At 65.0% G+C, this 20524-nt stretch carries 24 protein-coding genes; 12 read left to right on the top strand and 12 right to left on the bottom strand.

Annotation, left to right across the window (positions count from 1 at the left end; genetic code table 11):
* Positions 1-22: 22 nt before the first annotated feature.
* Entirely contained in the window at positions 23-1117 is a 1095-nt protein-coding gene (locus ShzoTeo12_RS10240) for a calcium:proton antiporter (protein WP_119257041.1), read from the top strand.
* A gap of 65 nt (positions 1118-1182) precedes the next feature.
* Here ShzoTeo12_RS10240 and ShzoTeo12_RS10245 read toward each other — a convergent pair whose 3' ends face one another.
* A complete protein-coding gene (locus ShzoTeo12_RS10245) occupies positions 1183-2385 on the bottom strand; it encodes a pyridoxal phosphate-dependent aminotransferase (RefSeq protein ID WP_318909578.1) in 1203 nt (400 codons plus the stop codon).
* Between the two features lie 323 nt (positions 2386-2708).
* Between ShzoTeo12_RS10245 and ShzoTeo12_RS10250 the strand changes: the two genes are divergently transcribed.
* From ShzoTeo12_RS10250 to ShzoTeo12_RS10265, 4 genes are all read left to right on the top strand, one after another.
* Positions 2709-3608, top strand: coding sequence for an EAL domain-containing protein (locus tag ShzoTeo12_RS10250; protein WP_318909579.1), 900 nt, complete (start codon positions 2709-2711; stop codon positions 3606-3608).
* Between the two features lie 174 nt (positions 3609-3782).
* Positions 3783-4001 (top strand): hypothetical protein, encoded by a 219-nt coding sequence (locus tag ShzoTeo12_RS10255; protein WP_119257038.1) that lies wholly within the window; start codon positions 3783-3785, stop codon positions 3999-4001.
* 96 nt (positions 4002-4097) lie between these two features.
* Positions 4098-5267 carry a PQQ-dependent sugar dehydrogenase gene (locus ShzoTeo12_RS10260; RefSeq protein WP_318909581.1) on the top strand — a complete coding sequence of 390 codons (1170 nt, stop codon included), beginning with the start codon at positions 4098-4100 and terminating at the stop codon, positions 5265-5267.
* 100 nt (positions 5268-5367) lie between these two features.
* Entirely contained in the window at positions 5368-6270 is a 903-nt protein-coding gene (locus ShzoTeo12_RS10265) for a DMT family transporter (protein WP_318909583.1), read from the top strand.
* A 9-nt stretch (positions 6271-6279) separates the two neighbouring features.
* Here ShzoTeo12_RS10265 and ShzoTeo12_RS10270 read toward each other — a convergent pair whose 3' ends face one another.
* The 5 genes from ShzoTeo12_RS10270 to hppD all read right to left on the bottom strand — a co-directional run bounded on the left by ShzoTeo12_RS10270 (position 6280) and on the right by hppD (position 10776).
* Entirely contained in the window at positions 6280-7662 is a 1383-nt protein-coding gene (locus ShzoTeo12_RS10270) for an ATP-binding protein (protein ID WP_318909584.1), read from the bottom strand.
* 31 nt (positions 7663-7693) lie between these two features.
* Positions 7694-8401 carry a response regulator gene (locus ShzoTeo12_RS10275; RefSeq protein WP_119257180.1) on the bottom strand — a complete coding sequence of 236 codons (708 nt, stop codon included), beginning with the start codon at positions 8399-8401 and terminating at the stop codon, positions 7694-7696.
* A gap of 25 nt (positions 8402-8426) precedes the next feature.
* On the bottom strand, positions 8427-8861 hold the full coding sequence (locus ShzoTeo12_RS10280) for a MarR family transcriptional regulator (RefSeq protein ID WP_318912438.1): 435 nt from the start codon (positions 8859-8861) through the stop codon (positions 8427-8429).
* A gap of 296 nt (positions 8862-9157) precedes the next feature.
* A complete protein-coding gene (locus ShzoTeo12_RS10285) occupies positions 9158-9427 on the bottom strand; it encodes a hypothetical protein (RefSeq protein ID WP_119257034.1) in 270 nt (89 codons plus the stop codon).
* Positions 9428-9672: 245 nt separating this feature from the next.
* On the bottom strand, positions 9673-10776 hold the full coding sequence (gene hppD / locus ShzoTeo12_RS10290) for a 4-hydroxyphenylpyruvate dioxygenase (protein ID WP_318909586.1): 1104 nt from the start codon (positions 10774-10776) through the stop codon (positions 9673-9675).
* A gap of 89 nt (positions 10777-10865) precedes the next feature.
* Between hppD and ShzoTeo12_RS10295 the strand changes: the two genes are divergently transcribed.
* The 3 genes from ShzoTeo12_RS10295 (at position 10866) to ShzoTeo12_RS10305 (ending at position 12387) form a co-directional block, all read left to right on the top strand.
* Complete coding sequence (locus tag ShzoTeo12_RS10295) at positions 10866-11366, top strand: Lrp/AsnC family transcriptional regulator (protein ID WP_318909587.1); 501 nt, start codon at positions 10866-10868, stop codon at positions 11364-11366.
* A gap of 124 nt (positions 11367-11490) precedes the next feature.
* A complete protein-coding gene (locus ShzoTeo12_RS10300) occupies positions 11491-11652 on the top strand; it encodes a hypothetical protein (RefSeq protein ID WP_313193463.1) in 162 nt (53 codons plus the stop codon).
* Between the two features lie 93 nt (positions 11653-11745).
* Positions 11746-12387, top strand: coding sequence for an MBL fold metallo-hydrolase (locus ShzoTeo12_RS10305; protein WP_318912439.1), 642 nt, complete (start codon positions 11746-11748; stop codon positions 12385-12387).
* 77 nt (positions 12388-12464) lie between these two features.
* Here ShzoTeo12_RS10305 and ShzoTeo12_RS10310 read toward each other — a convergent pair whose 3' ends face one another.
* The 6 genes from ShzoTeo12_RS10310 to ShzoTeo12_RS10335 form a co-directional block, all read right to left on the bottom strand.
* Positions 12465-12890: a BA14K family protein gene (locus tag ShzoTeo12_RS10310; protein WP_119257031.1), complete on the bottom strand. Its 426-nt coding sequence runs from the start codon at positions 12888-12890 to the stop codon at positions 12465-12467.
* Between the two features lie 139 nt (positions 12891-13029).
* Positions 13030-13245 (bottom strand): cold-shock protein, encoded by a 216-nt coding sequence (locus tag ShzoTeo12_RS10315; protein WP_023515606.1) that lies wholly within the window; start codon positions 13243-13245, stop codon positions 13030-13032.
* Between the two features lie 540 nt (positions 13246-13785).
* On the bottom strand, positions 13786-14127 hold the full coding sequence (locus ShzoTeo12_RS10320) for a tRNA-binding protein (protein ID WP_313193465.1): 342 nt from the start codon (positions 14125-14127) through the stop codon (positions 13786-13788).
* 80 nt (positions 14128-14207) lie between these two features.
* Entirely contained in the window at positions 14208-15026 is an 819-nt protein-coding gene (proC, locus tag ShzoTeo12_RS10325; RefSeq protein WP_318909597.1) for a pyrroline-5-carboxylate reductase, read from the bottom strand.
* Positions 15027-15028: 2 nt separating this feature from the next.
* Complete coding sequence (locus ShzoTeo12_RS10330; protein ID WP_119257028.1) at positions 15029-15529, bottom strand: YbjN domain-containing protein; 501 nt, start codon at positions 15527-15529, stop codon at positions 15029-15031.
* A gap of 391 nt (positions 15530-15920) precedes the next feature.
* Complete coding sequence (locus tag ShzoTeo12_RS10335; RefSeq protein WP_318909599.1) at positions 15921-16178, bottom strand: accessory factor UbiK family protein; 258 nt, start codon at positions 16176-16178, stop codon at positions 15921-15923.
* 259 nt (positions 16179-16437) lie between these two features.
* Here ShzoTeo12_RS10335 and lgt point away from each other — a divergent pair, with 259 nt between their 5' ends.
* From lgt to ShzoTeo12_RS10355, 4 genes are all read left to right on the top strand, one after another.
* On the top strand, positions 16438-17250 hold the full coding sequence (gene lgt, locus ShzoTeo12_RS10340; protein ID WP_413251148.1) for a prolipoprotein diacylglyceryl transferase: 813 nt from the start codon (positions 16438-16440) through the stop codon (positions 17248-17250).
* A gap of 14 nt (positions 17251-17264) precedes the next feature.
* Positions 17265-18365 carry a class I SAM-dependent methyltransferase gene (locus ShzoTeo12_RS10345; RefSeq protein ID WP_318909603.1) on the top strand — a complete coding sequence of 367 codons (1101 nt, stop codon included), beginning with the start codon at positions 17265-17267 and terminating at the stop codon, positions 18363-18365.
* Positions 18366-18464: 99 nt separating this feature from the next.
* A complete protein-coding gene (pgeF, locus tag ShzoTeo12_RS10350) occupies positions 18465-19256 on the top strand; it encodes a peptidoglycan editing factor PgeF (protein ID WP_318909605.1) in 792 nt (263 codons plus the stop codon).
* A gap of 27 nt (positions 19257-19283) precedes the next feature.
* Positions 19284-20435: a M24 family metallopeptidase gene (locus tag ShzoTeo12_RS10355; RefSeq protein WP_119257025.1), complete on the top strand. Its 1152-nt coding sequence runs from the start codon at positions 19284-19286 to the stop codon at positions 20433-20435.
* The last annotated feature ends 89 nt before the right edge of the window (positions 20436-20524 follow it).

Genomic DNA, 20524 nt, shown 5'->3' on the forward strand with positions numbered 1-20524 from the left:
AACCACAGGGAGCCGCCTGCCCATGCTGTCCAGCCTGCTGAAGGAACGCTTCCTGTTCGTCGGCCTTGCCGCCGCCATCCTCGCCTATGCGAGCGAACACAGCCTGCTGGAGATGGGCCGCCTGCCGGTGCTGGCGGCCGCCTTCGCCCTCGTCGTCGCGATCGTCCTCGTTTCCACCCGCATCGCCCACCACGCGGAAATCCTCGCCTCCAAGGTCGGCGATCCCTACGGCACGATGATCCTCACCCTGTCGGCGGTGCTGGTGGAAGTGGTGATCCTCGCCATCATGATGCAGGGTGAGACCTCGCCGACGCTGGTGCGCGACACGATCTATGCGGCGGTGATGCTGGACATCAACGGCATCCTCGGCCTTGCCGCCCTCCTCGGCGGCATCCGCCACGGCGAGCAGCCCTATAACGACGATTCGGGTAAGACCTACGGCGTGATGATCCTGACGGCCATGGGCATCTCCATGGTCGTGCCGGAATTCGTGCCGCGCGAAAGCTGGCACCTCTATTCCGCCTTCACCATCGGCGCGATGATCGCGCTCTATGCGCTCTTCCTGCGCATGCAGGTCGGCGCGCATTCCTATTTCTTCAGCTATGCCTATCCGCGCGCCGAGCGGAAGGAGGCCCACAAGAGCACGGAGCCGGAGGAAGACGAGCCGGCCGGTCTGTCCATCGCCGTCATCGTCATCGGCGTGGTGCTGATCGGCGCGCTCGCGGAAGTGATGTCGGTGCTGCTCGGCGCCGGGCTCAAGGGCTCCGGCGCGCCGCCGGCGCTGATGGCCGTGGTGGTCGCCGCGATCTCCGCCGCGCCGGAAATCCTGACGGCGCTGCGCGCCGCGCTCGCCAACCGCATGCAATCGGTCGTCAACATCGCCATGGGCGCCTCGCTCTCGACGGTCATCCTCACGGTGCCCGTCATGGAGGCCATCGCCCTCTATACCGGCCAGCCCTTCATCATGGCCATGTCGCCGACGCAGACCGTCATGGCGACGATCACGCTGATCGCCGCCGCCATCAACCTCAACGACGGCGAGACGAACGCCATCGAGGGGATGACGCATTTCATCCTCTTCGCCACCTTCGTCATGCTGACCTTGATCGGTCTTTGAGCGGCGCATCGCGCAACAAAAAACCCGCCGTCTCCGGCGGGTTCTCGTTCACGAAGCGAAATGGCTTACTTGCAGGCCGCGCAGAAGCGCTGGATGCGCTTGCAGGCTTCTTCCAGCTGGGCTTCCGAGGTCGCATAGGAGATGCGGAAGTTCGGGCCGAGGCCGAAGGCCGAGCCGTGCACGACGGCGACGCCTTCTGATTCCAGCAGTTCCGAGACGAAGTCCTCGTCCGTCTCGATGACCTTGCCCGACGGCGCGGTCTTGCCGATCAGGCCCTTGCAGGACGGATAGACGTAGAACGCGCCCTCCGGCGACGGGCACTCGATGCCCTTGGCCTGGTTGAGCATGGAGACCACGAGATCGCGGCGACCTTCGAAGATCTTCTTGTTTTCCGGAATGAAGTCCTGCGTGCCGTTCAGCGCCTCGACGGCCGCCCACTGGGCGATCGAGCAGGCGCCGGACGTCTGCTGGCCCTGGATCATGTCCATGGCCTTGATGAGGGCGAGCGGGCCGGCCGCATAGCCGATACGCCAGCCGGTCATCGCATAGGCCTTGGAAACGCCGTTCATGGTCAGCGTGCGGTCGTAGAGGCCGGGCTCGACCTCGACCGGGGTGGCGAACTTGAAGTCGCCATAGGTCAGGTGCTCGTACATGTCGTCGGTCAGCACCCAGACATGCGGATGGCGCATCAGAACGTCCGTCAGCGCCTTCAGCTCGTCATGGCTGTAGGCCGCGCCCGAGGGGTTGGACGGCGAGTTGAAGATGAACCACTTGGTCTTCGGCGTGATAGCCTTTTCAAGGTCTTCCGCCTTCAGCTTGAACTTGTTTTCCTGCGTCGTGGCGACGAAGACCGGCGTGCCGCCGCACAGCGAGACCATTTCCGGGTAGGAGACCCAGTAAGGTGTTGGGATAACGACTTCATCGCCCGGATTCATCGTCGCCATGAAGGCGTTGAAAAGAATCTGCTTTCCGCCCGTGCCGACGATGGTCTGCGCGGCGGTGTAGTCGAGGTTGTTCTCGCGCTTGAACTTCTTGACGATGGCTTCGCGCAGTTCCGGAATGCCGGCAACCGGCGTGTACTTCGTCTCGCCGCGGTTGATCGCCTCGATGGCGGCCTGCTTGATGTTGTCCGGCGTGTCGAAGTCCGGCTCGCCCGCGCCGAGCCCGATGACATCGCGGCCCTTCGCTTTCAGCTCGCGCGCTTTCTGGGAAACGGCGATGGTGGCGGAAGGCTTCACACGGGAAAGAGCGTCGGCAAGAAAGGCCATGATGGAGATGTCCTCATCGGGTTCAAAGACGGCTTGAGGCCATGGACCCGGAGCGCGGGCTCCATAGCGGTTAGGTCTATGTCGAATGTGGGCCGGTCTTGCAAGCGCGAAGGGCGAAAAAAGCGGGAAATGCGGGCGACACCGCAAAATTTCATGGGCGCCATCAGCGATGCGAATGGATCGCCGCGCCGTCATGCAATCGTCACACCAGAAAGTTGAGGCTTCGGGAAACACCGGAAATTTTTACGCGAAAGATTAATCCGGCATTAACGGCTCGGCCCTATTATTTCATCATCACATCGTTCCAGCGGATGGTGCGCTGCATGAGCGAAAGAAGCATCTTCTCCAATCTCGTCCGCCAGCCGGACGGCGCCTTCAGTGCGATCTATGGTCCCTACCTGCTGCAGTCCGCCCTCCAGCCGATCTTCTGCGAGCATCAGGACGGGCACCTGCAGATCGCCGCCTTCAAGGGCCTGATCCGCGCCAGCATCAAGGGCGAGCCCATCGCCCCGACGGATTTCTTCCGAACGGTGCCGGAAGAGGAGTGCGCGGCGGTGGATGGCCTCTGCCGCAGCCTGCACATCCTCAATACGGGCGCGCTCGGCCGGCAGGGTGTCGCGCTCCTGGTCAATTTCCAGACCGGATTCTACGGCACGTCCCAGGCGATGCGCCAGGAGGTCGAGCGGCTGCGGCTTTCGGCCCATCAGGCCGGCATGGCGCCGGATGCCATCGCCTGCGAAATCCACGAGAACCCGCTGGACGATCCCGACGAGTTGGCGGAATTCGCCGCACGCCTGCATGAAAGCGGCTTTTCCATCGCCATCGACGATTATGCCGGCGAGGATCGCGACCTGGAGCGCCTGCGCCCGCAATTCGTGACCTTCGACACGGCATGGCTGCACGGCTTTGCGGAAAACTCCGCGGGCCTCGCACTGCTGCGCATCGTCGTCGGCCAGCTCGCCCAGAAGGGCATCCGCGCCATCGTCGCCGGCATAGAGGAGCCGGACATGATCGCGCTCTGCCGCGAGATGGGCGGGCCGCTGATGCAGGGCTATCTGCTGGCCCGGCCGGAGATCGCCCCGACGAGCTTCAACGCGACCTTTCCCGAGACGGGGGAAGCGCCTTCGCGGATGCCTGCGCAAGCCCCTTCGGCAGGCACCCACGTCCCGGCGGAAACCCGCCTTCAACGCTCCCAGCGCCAGTTCGGCAGGAGGCGTATCTAGAACGGTGCGAAGCGGCCGTCTATTCGGCGGAACATGCTGAAAATCCGCCTTTTTTACCATGCCATCTTTTCGCCACAATAAATGCCGTGCCTTGCCGCAATTCGGTCCTTGTCGCGCCGATTTCCGCAGGCTTTTTCGTACTGCAACGGGAAAAAACCGAGACAGGGGAAAACGATGTTTCTCGACGAAGACAAGATCGGCAGGTCGCCAAAGGTGCGGGAATCGCGCGCCATGTTCCTCATCGCCATGACGGCGCTGGCCGCCTGCGTGGTCATGGTCGTCGGCCTCATGTCTCCCCCGGCCGTCGCCGTCGATACGATCAAGACTTCCAGCATCGAAAAGACCGCGCCCGACGCTGTTTCCCCGCAAAAGGTCGACCCCACGCAAAAGTGAGGCGCGCTTTCGCGTCTTCCTGCCGCGTCCGGCCCGAACGCTCTTGAAAGCCGCCCGCGTCTGGGCCAGTTATCGGCGCAAGGATGGGAGACGGGCATGCGACAGGAAAAGACCTACCGGAAAAGCGCTTTGGCGGTCGCCGCCGCGGCATTCCTCCTCGCCCTTGCATTCTCCCCTGCCCCTTCCGCCGCAGAAACCCGTAATTTCCCCAGCAAAAAGGCCGAGCTTGCCGTCGAGACCGTGGCGACGGGCCTCAAGCATCCCTGGTCCGTCGAAGTGCTGCCTGATGGCGCCTATATCGTCTCCGAAAAGGGCGGCACGCTCCGCCTGATCCGCAAGGGCCATATTTCCGCGCCGATCAGCGGCGTGCCGGAAGTGGCGACCAACGGCCAGGGCGGCCTGCTCGACATCGCGCTCGCGCCCGATTTCGCGACGAGCCGAACCCTCTTCCTCACCTACAGCGCCCGCGGCAACGGCGGCATCGGCACCGCCGTCGCGAGGGCCCGACTTTCGGACGACGGCACGAAGCTCGAAGGCACGACCCGCATCTTCCTGATGAACCGCCTCACCGGGCGCGGCGAGCATTTCGGCTCGCGCATCGCCATCGCCAGGGACGGCAGCCTGTTCTTCGGCATCGGCGACAGGGGCGACGGCGCCCGCGCGCAGGATCCGCGCGACCATGCCGGCTCCATCCTGCACATCAATCCCGACGGCAGTCCCTTTGCCGGCAATCCCTTCCGCGGCAGCTCCGATGGCCTTGCGGAAATCTGGTCCAAGGGCCACCGCAACCCGCAGGGGCTGACCATCGACCCGAAGGACGGCACGCTGCTCACCGCCGAGCACGGCGCGCGCGGCGGGGACGAGATCAACAACCCGCAGCCCGGCCGCAACTACGGCTGGCCGCTCGTCTCCTACGGACGACACTATTCGGGCGCGGAATTCGACCTCGGCTCGTCCGCCGCGGGCTACGAACAGCCGCTCTACTACTGGGACCCGTCCATCGCGCCGGGCGCCATCGCCGTCTATCGCGGCGCGATGTTCCCGGAATGGGATGGCAACCTCATCGTCGCCGCGCTGAAATACCAGCTCGTCGCCCGCCTCGAGCGGGACGACAGCGGCGCCATCGTCGCCGAGGAGCGCATGCTCGCCGGCGAATATGGCCGCATCCGCGACGTCGTCGTCGACCCGGACGGCGCACTCCTGCTGCTGACGGACGATGCCGACGGCGCGCTCCTGCGCGTTTCCCGCGTCACCACCACGGACTGACCCCACGCCCTCGACCGCCCTTGCCTGAACGGCGAGCACCTGCTAGCAGGGCCGCGGGCGCGTTGACGCCCGCCTATCTCCCATCACAGGGTCAAGAGACATGACGCGCGTTCAGGCGAACCTTCTCCTGTTGCTGGCCGGTGCCATCTGGGGCGCGGGCTTCATCGCCCAGTCGACGGCGATGGAGACGCTGGGACCGATCTGGTTCATCGGTCTGCGCTTCGTCCTTGCGACCGTCGTCGCCGCGCCCTTCGCGCTGTGGGAAAAGGCGCGCGCGGCAAGCCCGCTTCGCCGGCGCGACCTTGCCGGCTTCGTGCTGACCGGCATCGCACTCTTTGCCGCTGCCGCCGCGCAGCAGATCGGCCTCCTCACCACCACCGTCACCAATTCCGGCTTCCTCACCGGCCTCTATGTCGTCTTCACGCCCATCCTCACCGTGCTGGCGCTGCGCCGCCGGCCGCACTGGGTCGTCTGGCCCGCCGCGCTCATGGCTTCCTTTGGCATCTTCCTCCTGTCAGGCGGTGCGCTCGCGGCGCTGACGGCCGGCGACATGCTGACGATCCTGTGCGCCGTGCTCTGGTCGGTGCAGATGATCTGCGTCGGCGTTCATGCGGGCCGCTCCGGCCGGCCGCTCGCGCTCTCGCTCGTGCAGTTCGCCGTCTGCGCGGTGCTCGGCTGCGCGGCGGGCTTCCTGTTCGAGCCCGTGAGCCTTTCCGCCATCAAGGGCGCTCTGCCGGAAATCCTCTATGCCGGCCTGTTCTCCAGCGGCATGGCCTTCATCCTCCAGAACATTGCGCAGCGCTACACGAGCGCCCCGCAGGCCGCCATCTTCCTTTCCAGCGAGGCCCTGTTCGCCGCCGCCTTCGGCGTGATGCTGCTCGGCGAGACGATCACGCCCGCCGGCTATGCCGGCTGCGCCATCATCTTCGCCGCCATGCTCGCGGTGGAGCTCGTGCCGGAACTGCTGCGCCCCCGCCGCGCCAATATCGCCGTGGAAGCCTGACGCCTTCCGTCAGGCCGGAACGCGGACCGTCGCACGCAGGCCGCCGAGCGGACTGTCGGAAAGCGTGACGTCGCCGCCGTGGCTGCGCGCGATGTCGCGGGCGATGGCAAGGCCGAGGCCCGTGCCGGACGCGTCGAGATTGCGCGCCTCGTCGAGACGGAAGAACGGCTTGAAGACATCCTCGCGCGACCGTTCGGGAATGCCCGGGCCGTCGTCGTCCACGGTGATCGTCAGCCATTTGGCGTTCCGCCGTGCCTCCACGCGCACCGTTTTGGCATAGCGGAAGGCGTTCGACACCAGGTTGCCGACAAGACGGCTGAAGGCGTTCGGGCGGGCCAGCACCTCATCGTCGCCGTCGATTTCGCTGCTGAAGGTGCGGTCGTGCAGTTCGGCCTCCATGGCGAGCCGCTCGAAGAGGTCGGAGAGCCGCAATTCGCCGACATCCTCCTCCGCGTCGCCCCGGGCGAAGGAGAGATAGCCCTCCAGCATGCTCTGCATGTCCTCGACATCCTTGTGGAGGCCCTGCAGGTCCGGATTGTCGCCGGCAAGCGCGAGCTGCAGCTTGAAGCGGGTGAGGATGGTGCGCAGGTCATGGCTGACGCCGGTCAGCATGGCGGTGCGCTGCTCCATCTGGCGCTCGATGCGCTCGCGCATGAGGATGAAGGCAAGGCCGGCGCGGCGCACCTCGTTGGCCCCGCGCGGTGCAAAACCCTCCGGCATCTTCTGCCCCTTGCCGAAGCTCTCGGCCGCCTGCGTCAACGTCAGGATCGGCCGGATCTGGCCGCGCAGGAAGAGGATGGAGATACCGATCAGCACCAGCGCCGAGCCGACCATCCAGAGCAGGAAGATATGCGTGTTCGACGCATAGGCCTGGTTGCGCCGCGCATAGACGCGCAGCACCTTCTTGTCGAGCAGGATGCGGACCTCGACGACGCCGCTGTCGCCGACCGTGTCGATCCAGAACGGCCGGCGGATCTGGCGGACGATCTCGTCGCTGAGGATCTCATCGAGAATGTTGAAGAAGGGCTTGCGGCGCGGCGGCGGCAGCTCGGTGCCCGGCTCGATCGACACGATCAGGTCCAGCCGCTCGCGCGCGATGCGGATGATCTGGGCATAGGCCGGGTCTTCCGGATAGGTGTCGATGAGATCGATGATCGCCGCGATGTCGCGCGTGACCGCCTGCGAAAGGCGCTGGGTGACGAGCTGCCAGTGGCGCTCCATGAAGACGAAGGCGACCACCGCCTGCAAGAGCACCATCGGCAGGATGATGATGAGGAGGGAGCGGGCATAGAGGCCCGTCGGCATGCGCCGGCGCAGCCAGCGGGCGAGGCGCCGCCAGCCGGCGAGCGGCGCGCGTTCGAGGTCCCGCCGCAATGTCTCGAAAGTGGTCATCGGACCGCGCTTTCCGCCGGGCGTTCCACGCTCAGCCCTGTTCCACGCTCAGCCGGTAGCCGATGCCGCGCACCGTCTGCAGCCAGACCGGGTTGGAGGGGTCCTCCTCGATCTTGCGGCGCAGCCGGTTGATCTGCACGTCGATGGTGCGCTCGCCGACCTCGGTCTCCTCGCCGATCAGCTCGTGCCGCGGGATCGTCTCGCCGGCGCGCAGCGAGAAGAGCAGCATGATCTCCTGCTCGCGATCGGTGAGGCGGATCGGATCGCTGCCGCGCTTCAATTCCTTGCGCACGATGGAGAAGGTGTAGGGACCGAACATGACTTGCTCGATCTTCGGCGTTGCCGGCGCGGCGTTGCGCTTCAGGATGTTGTTGATGCGCAGCACCAGTTCGCGCGGCTCGAAGGGTTTCGACAGGTAGTCGTCCGCCCCCGCCTCCAGTCCCTCGATGCGCGCCCGCGATTCGGCGAGGGCCGTCAGCATCAGGATCGGCACGGGGCGGATCTCGCGCAGGCTCTTCGTCAGCGAAAGCCCGCTCTCGCCGGGCATCATCACGTCCATGATGATGAGGTCGAAATCGAGGCCGCGCAGCTTGCGGCGGGCCTCGTCGGCATCGCCCGCCACCGTCACGCGAAAGCCCTCGGCCACCAGGTAGCGGTTCAAAAGCTCGCGGATGCGGGTGTCGTCGTCGACGACGAGAAGATGGGATGCATCGTCGGAGGGCGTACCGGCCGCGGTCATCGTCTTCACCTCCAGGGTCAAATTCTCAATCGTTCCGGACGTTCTGCATGCCGGTGAGGAACCGGATCACCACCCGGCGGTCGCCTGCATTCATATCCTCGAATGCATGGGCGATGCGGCGGGATTGCGGCTCGGCGAGCGCGAGCGCGAGTTCCCTTCCGGCCCTTGTCGGGTAGAGCTTGCGCTGGCGGCGATCCTCGGGGCCGGCCACCTGCTGGATATAGCCGGAATCGATGAGCTGCTTCAAGACGCGCGCAAGGCTCTGCTTGGTGATCTTCAGCGTGTCGAGCAGGTCGGCGACCGTCATGCCCGGCTCGCGGTTGACGAAGTGAACGACGCGGTGATGGGCGCGGCCGAAGCCGCTTTTCTCCAGGATGGCATCCGGATCGGAGATGAAGTCGCGATAAGCGAAGAACAGGCCCTCGATGATCTCGAAGTCGATACGGCCGTCGCCGGTCATGGCGTCCTCGTGCAGCGCGCCCAAGCCGTTCTTCTCCGGCGCCTGTCGAGCCACGTTGTCGTTTCCTTTCATGCCTGCCGTCCCCATTTCGCTCCGGTGCCGAAGAATATCCGGATTTCTCCCCGCCGGGCGCAAATTACGCTTCTGCCGTCTCTGGTTAGACCGTAACCGGCAAAACAATCAACTTGAAAGAAGAAAGGGAAAAAGCAAGGGGCGCGGCAGGCCGGGATGGCGCGCGCGGGCGGAAAAGGGTCCGCCCAAGGAAAACGGCGGCCCTTGCGGGCCGCCTTTCTCGTTCAGGCCGGCTTCTTGCCGAGCACGGCGCCGACGATCGCGGTGAGTACACCGCCGCCGACCAGACCACCAATGCCGTTGGCAACGAGGCCGGAAAGACCGGCTTCACCGCCAACCATCTGCAGGAGAAGGCCGCCGCCGACACCCCCGATGGCCCCGACGATGGTTCGCACGATCACGCTCACGGCCACCTGTTTCAGGGCGGCGCCCGCGGCGTTGCCCCCGACGGCGCCGGCGATGAGCTGCGTGATGATGGGCATCAATGCTTCCATGACTTCCCCTCCGAAAGGTGCGCCCGGAATGAAGAGTGCTCCGGGACCGGACACCTGCCTCGTTGCCGGCCGCGATCTGGAGCCCGCGCCGGTGCCGAAAGATTCGGCTTCCCTAACGTGCGGAGAGTCTTGGCCGCTGTCAATTTATCCGTGCGCCTCCTGCACCGGAGTTTTATCCAACGAAAAGAGGCGGCCGCAATGCGGCCGCCCCTTCCTTCCCCGCGTTGGCTTGGGTGCCGCGGTTGTTATTCTGCTGCGATGACGCCCCGGCGGATCTGGTCTTCCTCGATGCTCTCGAAGAGCGCGCGGAAATTGCCCTCCCCAAAGCCTTCGTCGCCTTTTCTCTGGATGAACTCGAAGAAGATCGGACCGATCACGGTCTTCGAGAAGATCTGGAGCAGGATCTTCGTCATGCCGCCGTCGACGACGCCTTCGCCGTCGATGAGGATGCCGTGCTTCTTCATGCGCTCGACCGGCTCCTCATGGCCGACGACACGCACATAGGAGCGGTCGTAGTAATTGTCCGGCGGGCCGGGCATGAATTTCAGGCCGTTCCCGGCGAGCCTGTCGGTCGCGTCATAGATCGCATCCGTGCCGACGGCGATGTGCTGGATGCCTTCGCCCTTGTACTTCTTCAGGTACTCGACGATCTGGCTTGTCTCGTCCTTCGATTCGTTCAGCGGAATGCGGATCTTGCGGCAGGGCGAGGTGATGGCGCGCGACACGAGGCCGGTGATGCGGCCGTCGATGTCGAAGAAATGGATCTGCTTGAAGCCGAAGAGCTCGCGGTAGAAATCCCACCACTTGTCCATGTTGCCGCGATAGACGTTGTGGGTCAGGTGGTCGAGATAATAGAAGCCGACGCCCTCGGGCTTCGGATCGCGCGCGCCGGTCCATTCGAATTCCGCGTCATAGGCCGAGCCCTTGGCGCCATATGTCTCGATGAAATAGAGCAGCGAACCGCCGATGCCGACGATGGCCGGCACGTCGAACGCCTTGTCGTCCCCCTCATAGGGCGTGGCGCCCTTGGAGACCGCATGTTCGAAGGCATGCCGCGCATCGACCACGCGCCAGGCCATGGAGGCCGCGCAGGGACCGTGCACATCCGCGAATTTCATGGCATGCGAGCCGGGCTCGGCATTGACGAGATAGTTGATGTCGCCCTGCCGCCAGACGGAAATCGCCTTGCTGCGATGCGTGGCGACCTTGCTGTAGCCCATGCGGGCGAAAAGCTCTTCCAGCTTTTCCGGTTCCGGATGGGCGAACTCTACGAATTCGAAGCCGTCCGTACCCGCCGGATTTTCCGCCGTGATCTCGGCCGGCGGTGCGTCATGCGGGAAAGGGCCCATCGTTCATCCTCCTCGAAAATGATGTGAGGAACAGTATGGCGCGATTTCCGCGCAATGTGCGTGCATAGTGCTTGCGCTTTGGCAAATCCATGCAATGTTCGTGCAAAAATACTCATTCAGGAGGGCAATCCGTGCAACTGGACGATTTCGACCGCAAGCTGCTGGCGCATCTGCAGGAGGATGCGCGCCTGACGAACAACGAATTGTCGGAGCGCATCAACCTCTCCCCCTCGCAATGCTCGCGCCGGCGCATCCGCCTGGAAGAGGAAGGCATCATCCGCGCCTATCGGGCCGAGCTCGACCGGGAAAAGCTCGACCTCGGCATCGTCATCATCGTCACCGTGACGCTTTCCACGCACAACCGCGACAATGCGGTGCGCTTCGCGCGGCTGATCTCCAATCTGCCGGAAGTGCTGGAAGCCTATTCGCTGACCGGTGAGATGGACTACATCATCAAGGTCGTCGTGCCGAACCTCAAGGCGCTCTCCGCCTTCGTCAACGACGTGCTGCTGCCGCACGAATCCGTCTCGCACGTCAAGACCGCCATCGTGCTCGACACGCTGAAGGAAACCACCGCCCTGCCGCTCTGAGCGCTGTTGCGCGAAGGCAACAGCCGCCCGCCTCGCTTGTTCCCGTGGGAACAGGCCGGATTCCTGCGTCGTTGTAGAAGAAATCGCATGGGGCCCGGAGCGGCCGGAAACAGCAGGAAGAACGATGCAAACGAACCCGAAGCCGCAGAACCCGGTCGCCAAGCGCCTCCGTCCCGTCGTCTATCTCTACGCCGCCTTCAACATCGCCGTGGCGATGCTACTCTTCTCCACCGTCTCGCCGACGCTGGCGACCGGCCCGGCGCAGGAGATGGCGAGCGCCCGCTAGAACGGTTCCCTGCTCCAGTTCAGGCTTGGTCTTCGCCCGCGCTTGCGGCTATAGGGAAGCGACAAGCGGCAATCGAGCGAGGACCCCATGGGCATGCTTCAGGCGGGCATCATTCCCGTCACCCCCTTCCAGCAGAACTGCACCATCCTCTTCGACACCGAAACGAAGGAAGGCGTGGTCGTCGATCCCGGCGGCGACGTCGAGGTGATCCTGAAGACCGTCGAGGAAAACGGCATCGCTCTCAAGGCGATCTGGCTGACGCACGGCCATATCGACCATGCCGGCGGCGCCAAGGAACTGAAGGAGGCGCTCGGCCTCGACATCATCGGCCCGCACAAGGACGACCTGCAACTGCTGCAGCGGCTGGAGGCGCAGGCCTCGATGTTCGGCGTGCCGATGAAAGTCAGCAATGTCGTGCCGGACCGCTGGTTGGAGGACGGCGACAGGGTTTCCTTCGGCGATCACGAATTCGAGGTCTACCACACGCCCGGCCACGCGCCGGGACATGTGATCTATTTCAACCGCAACCAGGGCTTCGCCCATCTCGGCGACGTGCTGTTCCACGGCTCGATCGGGCGCACGGACCTTCCCGGCGGCGACCACCAGCAGCTTCTGGAATCGATCCGCGACAAGGTATTTCCACTGGGAGACGAGGTCGGCTTCCTGTGCGGCCACGGGCCGGGCGGCAAGATCGGCGACGAGCGCCGCACCAACCCCTTCCTGCGCGGACTTTAGGGGCGCAAACCTCCCTGTAGATACGAAAAAGGCGGGTGCCACGCGGCACCCGCCTTTCGATTCAAGCCCGCGGCCGATCAGCCGGCAGTGCAGAAATGCTCGCGGCCGTCGTAGCCGACATAGGTGCCGGTGTTCGCGTCGAACGAACGGTAACGCTGCGAGCAGAAGCGGTACCAGGACTGCGTCCAGGGCTCGTAGCTCGGGGCCTCGCGATAGATCACGCGGCGCTCGGGCTCGGGATAGTAATCCGGCTCGACATAGACGCGGCGCTCTTCGTAGCGCGGCTGCGAAGCGATCGCGCCGCCGATGATCATGCCGGTGGCAAGGCCGAGCGCACCGCCCACGAGGGCGTCGTTATTGTGGTGATGGCGGCGATAGTAGGGGCGATGGCCGTTGCCCCAGTAGCCGTCACGGTCACGCGCTTCGGCAATGCCGGCGGTTGCGGTGATCAACGTGGCGGCGGCCGCTGCAGAAAGCACGATGGCTTTGATGACTTTGTTCATGACCTTACTTCCTTTGGACGCCGGCTTGGCCGGTCGAATGATGCTACCAAACTAGAGAAACGAGGCTGAACGGAGGCTGAATGAAAAAACCCGGCATCTCTGCCGGGCTCCAACTTGAAAATCCTGAGAAAGTTCCGGCTCAGCCGGCGATCTGCAGGTTGACCGCCTTCGGGCCTTTGCCGCGGCGATCGGGTTCCGTGTCGAAGCTTACCTTCTGGTTTTCGGAAAGGCCGTTCAGGCCCGAAGCCTGCACGGCGGAGATGTGTACGAAGATATCCGCACCACCGTTGTCGGGCTTGATGAAGCCGAAGCCCTTCTCGGTGTTGAAGAATTTTACGATGCCAGTTTCGGCCATGCGTCAGGTCCTTTTCTCTCTGCCCGTATATTTGGCGGCGGGCAGCACATCAGTTTTGCCCCGTGGGGCGTTAGGCAGGCAGTTCTCGAGGTTGAGGAAAGGGTCCTGTTTTCACCGCAGCCAGCCAATCATATAGTCCAAGGACCGTCCAGATGTTGGCTGCCCGGAATTGTTTCGCGTCTCCGGCGCGCTTTTATTCAAGGTCTTCCCGTGTTCGCAAATTGCCCGAACGGCGCAAGATTGATGTGTTTGCGACAAATTGGCAAGCAAAAGTTTTGATGCGCTCTTGTGACGCCTAACTTTGGTCAAATTCCGGGCGATTGCCGAAAAATCCCTCAGCTTTTACGGGGTTTCCGGTGCTATCGTATGATTTATATTGCACCGCGGAAGAAGACGCGTGGCCCCTCCAGTATCGCCCGGAGACCGCGAAGGAACGGCGGGCGGGTTGCCTTGCCCGCCCCTGTAACGCGCCCGCGGCTGCGCGGACCGTACTTCATCGCCGCACAGCCATGTCGACCGGCGCCGCGGATACTCGCCCGCTCAGCACATCTTCTTGCCGTTCGGCACGGCCTGGCCGACGCCGGCAAGAACGATCGCGCCCGTCTCGTCCTCGAAGCCGAGGGTCAGCACTTCCGAGCGCACCGGGCCGATCTGGCGCGGCGGGAAATTGACGACGGCGAGCACCTGGCGGCCGACGAGCTCTTCCAATGTATAATGCACGGTGATCTGCGCCGAGGACTTCTTGATGCCGATCTCGGGGCCGAAATCGATCTGCAGCTTGTAGGCCGGCTTGCGCGCCTCGGGAAACGGCAGCGCCTCGACGATGGTGCCGACACGGATGTCCACGCGTTCGAAATCGGCGTAGGTGATGGTTTCGGTCATGAAAAAATTCCTGTCTGCAAACCCCTCACCCTAACCTCTCCCCGCAAACAGGGAGAAGGGCAAACCGGTCATATGAGAGTTCAGCCCGCCAGTTCCTCGGCACGCTTGCGGGCGCTCGCGATGGCCCTGTCGAAGAGCGGCTGCATGCCGTCCTCGGCCATCAGTACGGCGAGCGCGGCGGCGGTGGTGCCGCCCGGCGAGGTCACGTTCTGGCGCAGGCGGCTGGCGTCGTCGGGGGACTGGTGAAGCAGTTCACCAGCCCCCGCGACGGTTTCCCGTGCGAGCCGCATGGCGAGGTCCGCCGGCAGGCCGGCTTTGCGGCCCGCCTCTGCCATGCACTCGACGAGATAGAAGACATAGGCCGGCCCGCTGCCCGAGACGGCGGTGACGGCATCGATATCGGCCTCGCTCGCGACCCATTCGACCGGGCCGCTGACCTTGAGGAGGGAATGCACGAAATCGCGCTGCGCCATTGTGACGCGCGCATTGGCGAAGGCCCCGGTGACGCCGCGGCCGATCATCGCCGGCGTGTTCGGCATGGCGCGAACGGTGGCGGCCGCGCCGAGATGGCTTTCCAGATTGGCGATCGTCTTGCCGGCGGCGACCGACACCACAACGGTCTCGGGCCCGACGAGCCCCTTCAGCGGCGGCAGGACCTGGTCCATCACCTGCGGCTTGACGGCGACGAAGAGGACGCCCGCCTTCACGCCCGCGGGCGCGGAGGTTTCATGGCGCGCGCCGTTATCGGCGATCAGCTTGGCCATGGCCGGCTGCGGGCCGGGATCGATGACGATGACGGACGAACCGGAAATGCCGCTCTTCAGCCAGCCCGAAAGCATGGCGCCGCCCATATTGCCGGCGCCGATGAGAACGATGGGACCTGTCGCAGCCGCTGCCATCCTCAGGCCTCCCCGACCGTTTCGAACAGCACGGCGTCGACGGCGGACTGGGCGTCCATGCCGGACCAGACGACGAACTGGAAGGCCTGGAAATAGGCCTCGCAGGATTCGAGCGCGCTGGAAAGCAGCACCTCGACCTGCCGGTTGGTCGGCTCCGCGCCGCCGGCCAGCAGCAGCGACTGGCGGAAGATCACCACGTCCTCGCGGCGCCACAGGTCGAAATGCCCCATGAGCACCTGGCCGTTCACATGCGAGAGCAGGCAGTGCACCTCGTTGACGCGGCTTTCGGGAACCTTGATGTCGAAGGCGCAGGCCAGATGCAGCGCCTCGAATTCCTCCATCCAGGAGAAGGAGACGTGGTAGTCCGTCCACTTGCCCTCGACCGTCATCGCGATCTCGTCTTCGCCGGATCGCTCGAACGTCCAGTCATTGTTGGCTGCGACGAACTCGATCATGTCGACCGGGTTGGACTGGCGCCCGATATCCAATTCCATAAAGCTCATGCATCACCTTCAAGACCGGAAGGCATGCGCCGTCGCGCTCACACACACGACGCGGCAAACCGTACTCCGGATACAACACTGAATGATTGCTCGGCACTTTACGCAATCTGGACGACTTACCCTGCCCGAAGCTTGCGTTGCCCGTTTCGAATCATCATTTAAAATCAGTGTATAACGGCGGAGTCACGACGCCAGCCCCCGCCTTCCCGTTTTCCCCGGCCGGTTGTGGACAGAGGTTGTGAAAAAGATTCAGGTCGGTCGCTTAAGAGACTCTGCGAAAAGAGCTTTTCGGAAGTGTCCACAGGGGTAAAAAATTTATTAAAAAAAACGGTTGGCGCGATGTGAATCACGCCAACCGAGTCCTGCCTCTGAAATGCTGCCCCGAAACGGGTCAGCTGCCTGTATTGAGACGCGCTTCGAGAGCCTCGATGCGCTTCAGAAGCGCGTCGTTTTCGTCCCGCGCCTTGATGGCCATTTCCCGCACCGCCTCGAATTCCTCGCGCTTGACGAGGTCCATGCCGTTGATGAAGCGCTCGGCCTGGGCGCGGAACACCGTCTCGGCTTCCTTGCGCACGCCCTGCGCGGCGCCGGCGGCATCGGTCATCAGCTTGGCGAAGTCGTCGAGAATGCGGTTGGCACCGGTGGTCATGGTCTGCCCTCCTGGGGGATCGCTGGTCCTGGCGGGCCTGCCGCCCGCGTCTTGGAACTGAGGTAGGGTCTCGCGCCGCCGCTTGCAAGCGATTTCGGGGGGATTTCCGGGGCGGATTTCGGTGGATCGCTGCGCATCCGGACGCCGCGCGGCCACCGCGCGCCATTTCTCGCCTTGACCCTGCCGCAAGCCCTCGCCATCTTCCGCGCAAATCAGGAATATCCGAGCCTTGACGAATATAGCGCAACTCTTCGCCATCATGCCCTTTCCCGAGATCGATCCGATCGCCTTCTCGATCGGCCCGGTCGCCGTCCACTGGTACGGCATCGCCTATGTCGTCGGCATCATGCTCGGCTGGCTCTATGCCCGCCGGCTGATCGAGACGCCGCGGCTGTGGGCGGGCGAAGCGCCGATGACGCGCGCCATGCTCGACGACTTCCTCGTCTGGGCCGCCGTCGGCATCATCCTCGGCGGCCGCGTCGGCTATATCCTCTTCTATGATTTCCCGAATGTCGCCGCCGATCCGCTGCGCGCCATAAAGGTCTGGAACGGCGGCATGTCGTTCCACGGCGGCTTTGCCGGCACGACGCTCGCCATGATCCTCTTCGCCCGGCGCAACCGCATCCCGATCTGGAGCCTCTTCGACATCGTGGCCGCCGTGGTGCCGATCGGCCTGTTCTTCGGCCGCATCGCCAATTTCGTCAACGGCGAGCTGTGGGGCCGCCTGTCCGATGCGCCCTGGGCCGTCGTCTTCCCGGAGGCCGGCCCCTTCGCGCGCCATCCGAGCCAGCTTTACGAAGCCGGCCTCGAAGGCATCGTCCTGCTCGCCGTGCTGGCGCTCGCCATCTACCGCTTCGGCGCGCTGAAGCGGCCCGGCATCGTCACCGGCCTCTTCGTCTGCGGCTATGCGCTGTCACGCATCACCGTGGAATTCTTCCGCGAGCCCGACCCGCAGCTCGGCTATCTCTACGGCGGCTGGCTCACCATGGGCATGCTGCTGTCGCTGCCGATGCTCGTCGTCGGCCTGTGGGCGATCGTCCGCGCCCGCCGGGCCGAGCCCGCCAGGGCCTGAGCGGACCAACGCCCATGACGACGCCCCTCGCCCGCAAGATCAAGGCGCTGATCCGCACCAACGGCCCCATCAGCGTGACCGACTATTTCGCCCTGTGCCTCGCGGACCCCGCTTATGGCTACTACCGCACGCGCGACCCCTTCGGCGAGGCCGGCGATTTCATCACCGCGCCGGAGGTCAGCCAGCTCTTCGGCGAGATGCTCGGCGTCTTCCTCGTCCATGCCTGGCAAAGGCACGGCGCGCCCGAGACGGTGCGCATCGCCGAGATCGGCCCCGGCCGCGGCACGATGATGGCCGACATGCTGCGCGTCGTCTCCCGCATCGCCCCCGAGCTCTACGAGAGCGCGACGATCCACCTGGTCGAGACGAGCCCGAAACTGCGCACCGTCCAGTGCGAAACGCTGGGCACCCATGCCGCGCGCGTCGCCTGGCACGACAGCTTCGAGGAACTGCCGGAAGGCTTCGTGCTGCTCGCCGCCAACGAGCTCTTCGACGCCATCCCGATCCGCCAGTTCATCAAGACCGCTTCCGGCTTCCGCGAGCGCATGGTCGGCCTCGACGCCGAGGACGAGCTCACCTTCGCCGCGGGCGTTGCCGGCATCGACCCGGCGCTGCTGCCGGAGCATCACAGGACGGCAGAAAACGGCACGATCTTCGAGATCGCCCCGGCCCGCGAAGCCGTCATGGCGACGATCGGCGAGCGCATCGCCCGCTGCGGCGGCACGGCGCTCGTCATCGACTACGGCCATTTCGTCACCGGCTTCGGCGATACGCTGCAGGCCGTGCTGAAGCACGATTTCGACCCGCCGCTCGCCCATCCCGGCGAGGCGGACCTGACGAGCCATGTGGACTTCGAACGGCTGGCGGGCGCCGCCGTCGGCGCGGGCCTTCATGTGCACGGCATGCTGCACCAGGGCGATTTCCTCGTCGGCCTCGGCATCGGCGAGCGCGCCTCCGCGCTCGGCCGCAACCGCGACGAGGCGACGCAGCAATCGATCCTCGCCGATGTCGACCGCCTCGCAGGCTCGGGCGCGGGGAAAATGGGCGATCTTTTCAAGGTCCTGGCCGTCGGCAGCGCACCGCTCGCCCTCTTTCCGTTCCGTCAGCCCGATTGACACATCCCCCAAGGCCGGACAACATTCGGCCCGATTTGACCCCGCATGCCCCGGCGACATCCTTGCCTGGCGGCCCAGCCCGAAGCCAGCCGAGAGACCATGAAGGACCAAGCGCCCCCAACGCCCATCGAAAGCCCGCTGCTTGCGGAACGCGCCGGAAAAGCGGCCCTGCACGGGTTCTTCACCCGCGCCGGCGGCGTGTCCGAAGGCATCTATCGCGGCCTCAATGTCGGCCTCGGCTCGAAGGACGAGCGCGGCAGGGTCGAGGAGAATCGCGCCCGCGTCGCGCGCTGGTTCTCGGCAGAGCCCGGCCGGCTCGCCACCGTGCACCAGGTCCATTCGCCCGATGTCGTCACCGTCGACGAGACCTATGACGGATCGCGCCCGGAGGCGGACGCGCTGGTCAGCGCCACCCCCGGCGTCGTCCTCGGCGTCCTCGCGGCCGATTGCGGCCCGATCCTCTTCTGCGATCCCGAGGCCCGCGTCGTCGGCGCCGCCCATGCGGGCTGGAAGGGCGCGCTCTACGGCGTGCTCGAAAACACCATAGCGGCCATGGAAAGGCTCGGCGCGAGGCGCGGCAGCATCCTTGCCAGCCTCGGCCCCTCGATCAGCCGCCGCAACTACGAGGTCGGCCCGGAATTCGTCGAGCGCTTCCTCGGCGTGGACCAGGCTTACGAACGCTACTTCACCGCGTCCGGAAAGCCCGGCCACGCCATGTTCGACCTGCCGGGGCTGACGACGCAGCGCCTCGCCGATGCCGGCGTGACGGCCGAGAACCTCGACCTCTGCACCTATCCCGACGAAGAGCGGTTCTTCTCCTACCGGCGCACGACCCACCGGCAGGAACCCGATTACGGCCGCCAGATTTCAGCGATCATGCTAAGGGGCTGAAACCCCGCAAGCGAAGGAGACACCGCCATGGCACTTCACTTCGATAGCGAGGAATACGCCAACCGGCTCCAGCGCCTGACCTCCCGCATGCGGGAGGAAAAGCTCGATGCCATGCTGCTCTTCGCGCAGGAGAGCATGTACTGGCTGACGGGCTACGATACGTTCGGCTACTTCTTCTTCCAGACGCTGGTCGTCAAGGCCGATGGCAGCATGGTGCTGCTCACCCGCTCAGCGGACCTGCGCCAGGCGCGCCACACCTCCAATATCGAGAAGATCGAGGTCTGGATCGACCGCGTGAACGCGGACCCGACCATGGACCTGAAGAACCTCCTGTCCGATCTCGACCTGCTCGGCTGCCGCATCGGCGTGGAATACGACACACACGGCCTGACGGGCCGCAATGCACGCCTCCTCGACAACCAGCTCCAGAGCTTCGGCGAGATCGTCGACGCCTCCACGCTCGTCAGCCGCCTGCGCCTCATCAAGAGCCCGGCGGAAATCGCCTATGTCGAGCGCGCGGCCGCCCTTTCCGACGATGCGCTGGACGCCGCCCTGCCGCTGATCGCCGCCGGCGCCGACGAGGCAGCGATCCTGGCGGCGCTGCAGAACGCCGTGCTCGCCGGCGGCGGCGATTACGCCGCGAACGAATTCGTCATCGGCTCGGGCGCCGACGCCCTGCTCTGCCGCTCCAAGTCCGGCCGCCGCCGGCTCGATGCGACCGACCAGCTCACCATCGAATGGTCGGGCGTCAGCGCGCGCTACCACGCGCCGATGATGCGCACGGCGCTGATCGGCGAGCCGAGCAGCCGCCACCGCGAACTCTACAGCGCCTGCCGCGAGGCCATGCAGGCGATGGAGATGGTGCTGCGTCCCGGCCATACCTTCGGCACCGTCTTCGAGACCTTCGCCCGCATCGTCGACGAGCGCGGGCTTGCCCGCCACCGGCTGAACACCTGCGGCTATTCCGTCGGCGCGCGCTTTGCGCCCTCCTGGATGGATCCGCAGATGTTCCTGATGGGCAACCCGCAGGAAATCGAGCCGAACATGTCGCTCTTCCTGCACACGATCGTGCTCGATTCGGAGAGCGCGACAGCCATGACGCTCGGCCAGACGTATCTTACAACCACCGACACGCCGAAGGCGCTGTCCCGCTACGGCCTCGATTTCATCGCGGTCTGACAGGAGACAACCCGCAAGATCCTGCGATTGACAGGCCCTGGGGCGAAACCCATAAATCGTTGCGGGACAGAGGAGGCCAAAGCCTCCTG

The organism is Shinella zoogloeoides (assembly GCF_033705735.1).
GTDB classification, from domain to species: Bacteria; Pseudomonadota; Alphaproteobacteria; order Rhizobiales; family Rhizobiaceae; genus Shinella; species Shinella zoogloeoides_A.

Coding starts and splice junctions, on each gene's coding strand:
- ShzoTeo12_RS10310 (WP_119257031.1), bottom strand. CDS start 12,890: ATGAACAAAGTCATCAAAGCCATCGTGCTTTCTGCAGCGGCCGCCGCC.
- ShzoTeo12_RS10315 (WP_023515606.1), bottom strand. CDS start 13,245: ATGGCCGAAACTGGCATCGTAAAATTCTTCAACACCGAGAAGGGCTTC.
- ShzoTeo12_RS10280 (WP_318912438.1), bottom strand. CDS start 8,861: ATGACCGGCGACGGCCGTATCGACTTCGAGATCATCGAGGGCCTGTTC.
- ShzoTeo12_RS10260 (WP_318909581.1), top strand. CDS start 4,098: ATGCGACAGGAAAAGACCTACCGGAAAAGCGCTTTGGCGGTCGCCGCC.
- ShzoTeo12_RS10245 (WP_318909578.1), bottom strand. CDS start 2,385: ATGGCCTTTCTTGCCGACGCTCTTTCCCGTGTGAAGCCTTCCGCCACC.
- ShzoTeo12_RS10300 (WP_313193463.1), top strand. CDS start 11,491: ATGCAAACGAACCCGAAGCCGCAGAACCCGGTCGCCAAGCGCCTCCGT.
- ShzoTeo12_RS10270 (WP_318909584.1), bottom strand. CDS start 7,662: ATGACCACTTTCGAGACATTGCGGCGGGACCTCGAACGCGCGCCGCTC.
- ShzoTeo12_RS10250 (WP_318909579.1), top strand. CDS start 2,709: ATGAGCGAAAGAAGCATCTTCTCCAATCTCGTCCGCCAGCCGGACGGC.
- ShzoTeo12_RS10330 (WP_119257028.1), bottom strand. CDS start 15,529: ATGAGCTTTATGGAATTGGATATCGGGCGCCAGTCCAACCCGGTCGAC.
- ShzoTeo12_RS10275 (WP_119257180.1), bottom strand. CDS start 8,401: ATGACCGCGGCCGGTACGCCCTCCGACGATGCATCCCATCTTCTCGTC.
- ShzoTeo12_RS10255 (WP_119257038.1), top strand. CDS start 3,783: ATGTTTCTCGACGAAGACAAGATCGGCAGGTCGCCAAAGGTGCGGGAA.
- ShzoTeo12_RS10285 (WP_119257034.1), bottom strand. CDS start 9,427: ATGGAAGCATTGATGCCCATCATCACGCAGCTCATCGCCGGCGCCGTC.
- ShzoTeo12_RS10295 (WP_318909587.1), top strand. CDS start 10,866: ATGCAATGTTCGTGCAAAAATACTCATTCAGGAGGGCAATCCGTGCAA.
- lgt (WP_413251148.1), top strand. CDS start 16,438: ATGCCCTTTCCCGAGATCGATCCGATCGCCTTCTCGATCGGCCCGGTC.
- proC (WP_318909597.1), bottom strand. CDS start 15,026: ATGGCAGCGGCTGCGACAGGTCCCATCGTTCTCATCGGCGCCGGCAAT.
- ShzoTeo12_RS10335 (WP_318909599.1), bottom strand. CDS start 16,178: ATGACCACCGGTGCCAACCGCATTCTCGACGACTTCGCCAAGCTGATG.
- ShzoTeo12_RS10345 (WP_318909603.1), top strand. CDS start 17,265: ATGACGACGCCCCTCGCCCGCAAGATCAAGGCGCTGATCCGCACCAAC.
- ShzoTeo12_RS10305 (WP_318912439.1), top strand. CDS start 11,746: ATGCTTCAGGCGGGCATCATTCCCGTCACCCCCTTCCAGCAGAACTGC.
- hppD (WP_318909586.1), bottom strand. CDS start 10,776: ATGGGCCCTTTCCCGCATGACGCACCGCCGGCCGAGATCACGGCGGAA.
- pgeF (WP_318909605.1), top strand. CDS start 18,465: ATGAAGGACCAAGCGCCCCCAACGCCCATCGAAAGCCCGCTGCTTGCG.
- ShzoTeo12_RS10355 (WP_119257025.1), top strand. CDS start 19,284: ATGGCACTTCACTTCGATAGCGAGGAATACGCCAACCGGCTCCAGCGC.
- ShzoTeo12_RS10240 (WP_119257041.1), top strand. CDS start 23: ATGCTGTCCAGCCTGCTGAAGGAACGCTTCCTGTTCGTCGGCCTTGCC.
- ShzoTeo12_RS10320 (WP_313193465.1), bottom strand. CDS start 14,127: ATGACCGAAACCATCACCTACGCCGATTTCGAACGCGTGGACATCCGT.
- ShzoTeo12_RS10265 (WP_318909583.1), top strand. CDS start 5,368: ATGACGCGCGTTCAGGCGAACCTTCTCCTGTTGCTGGCCGGTGCCATC.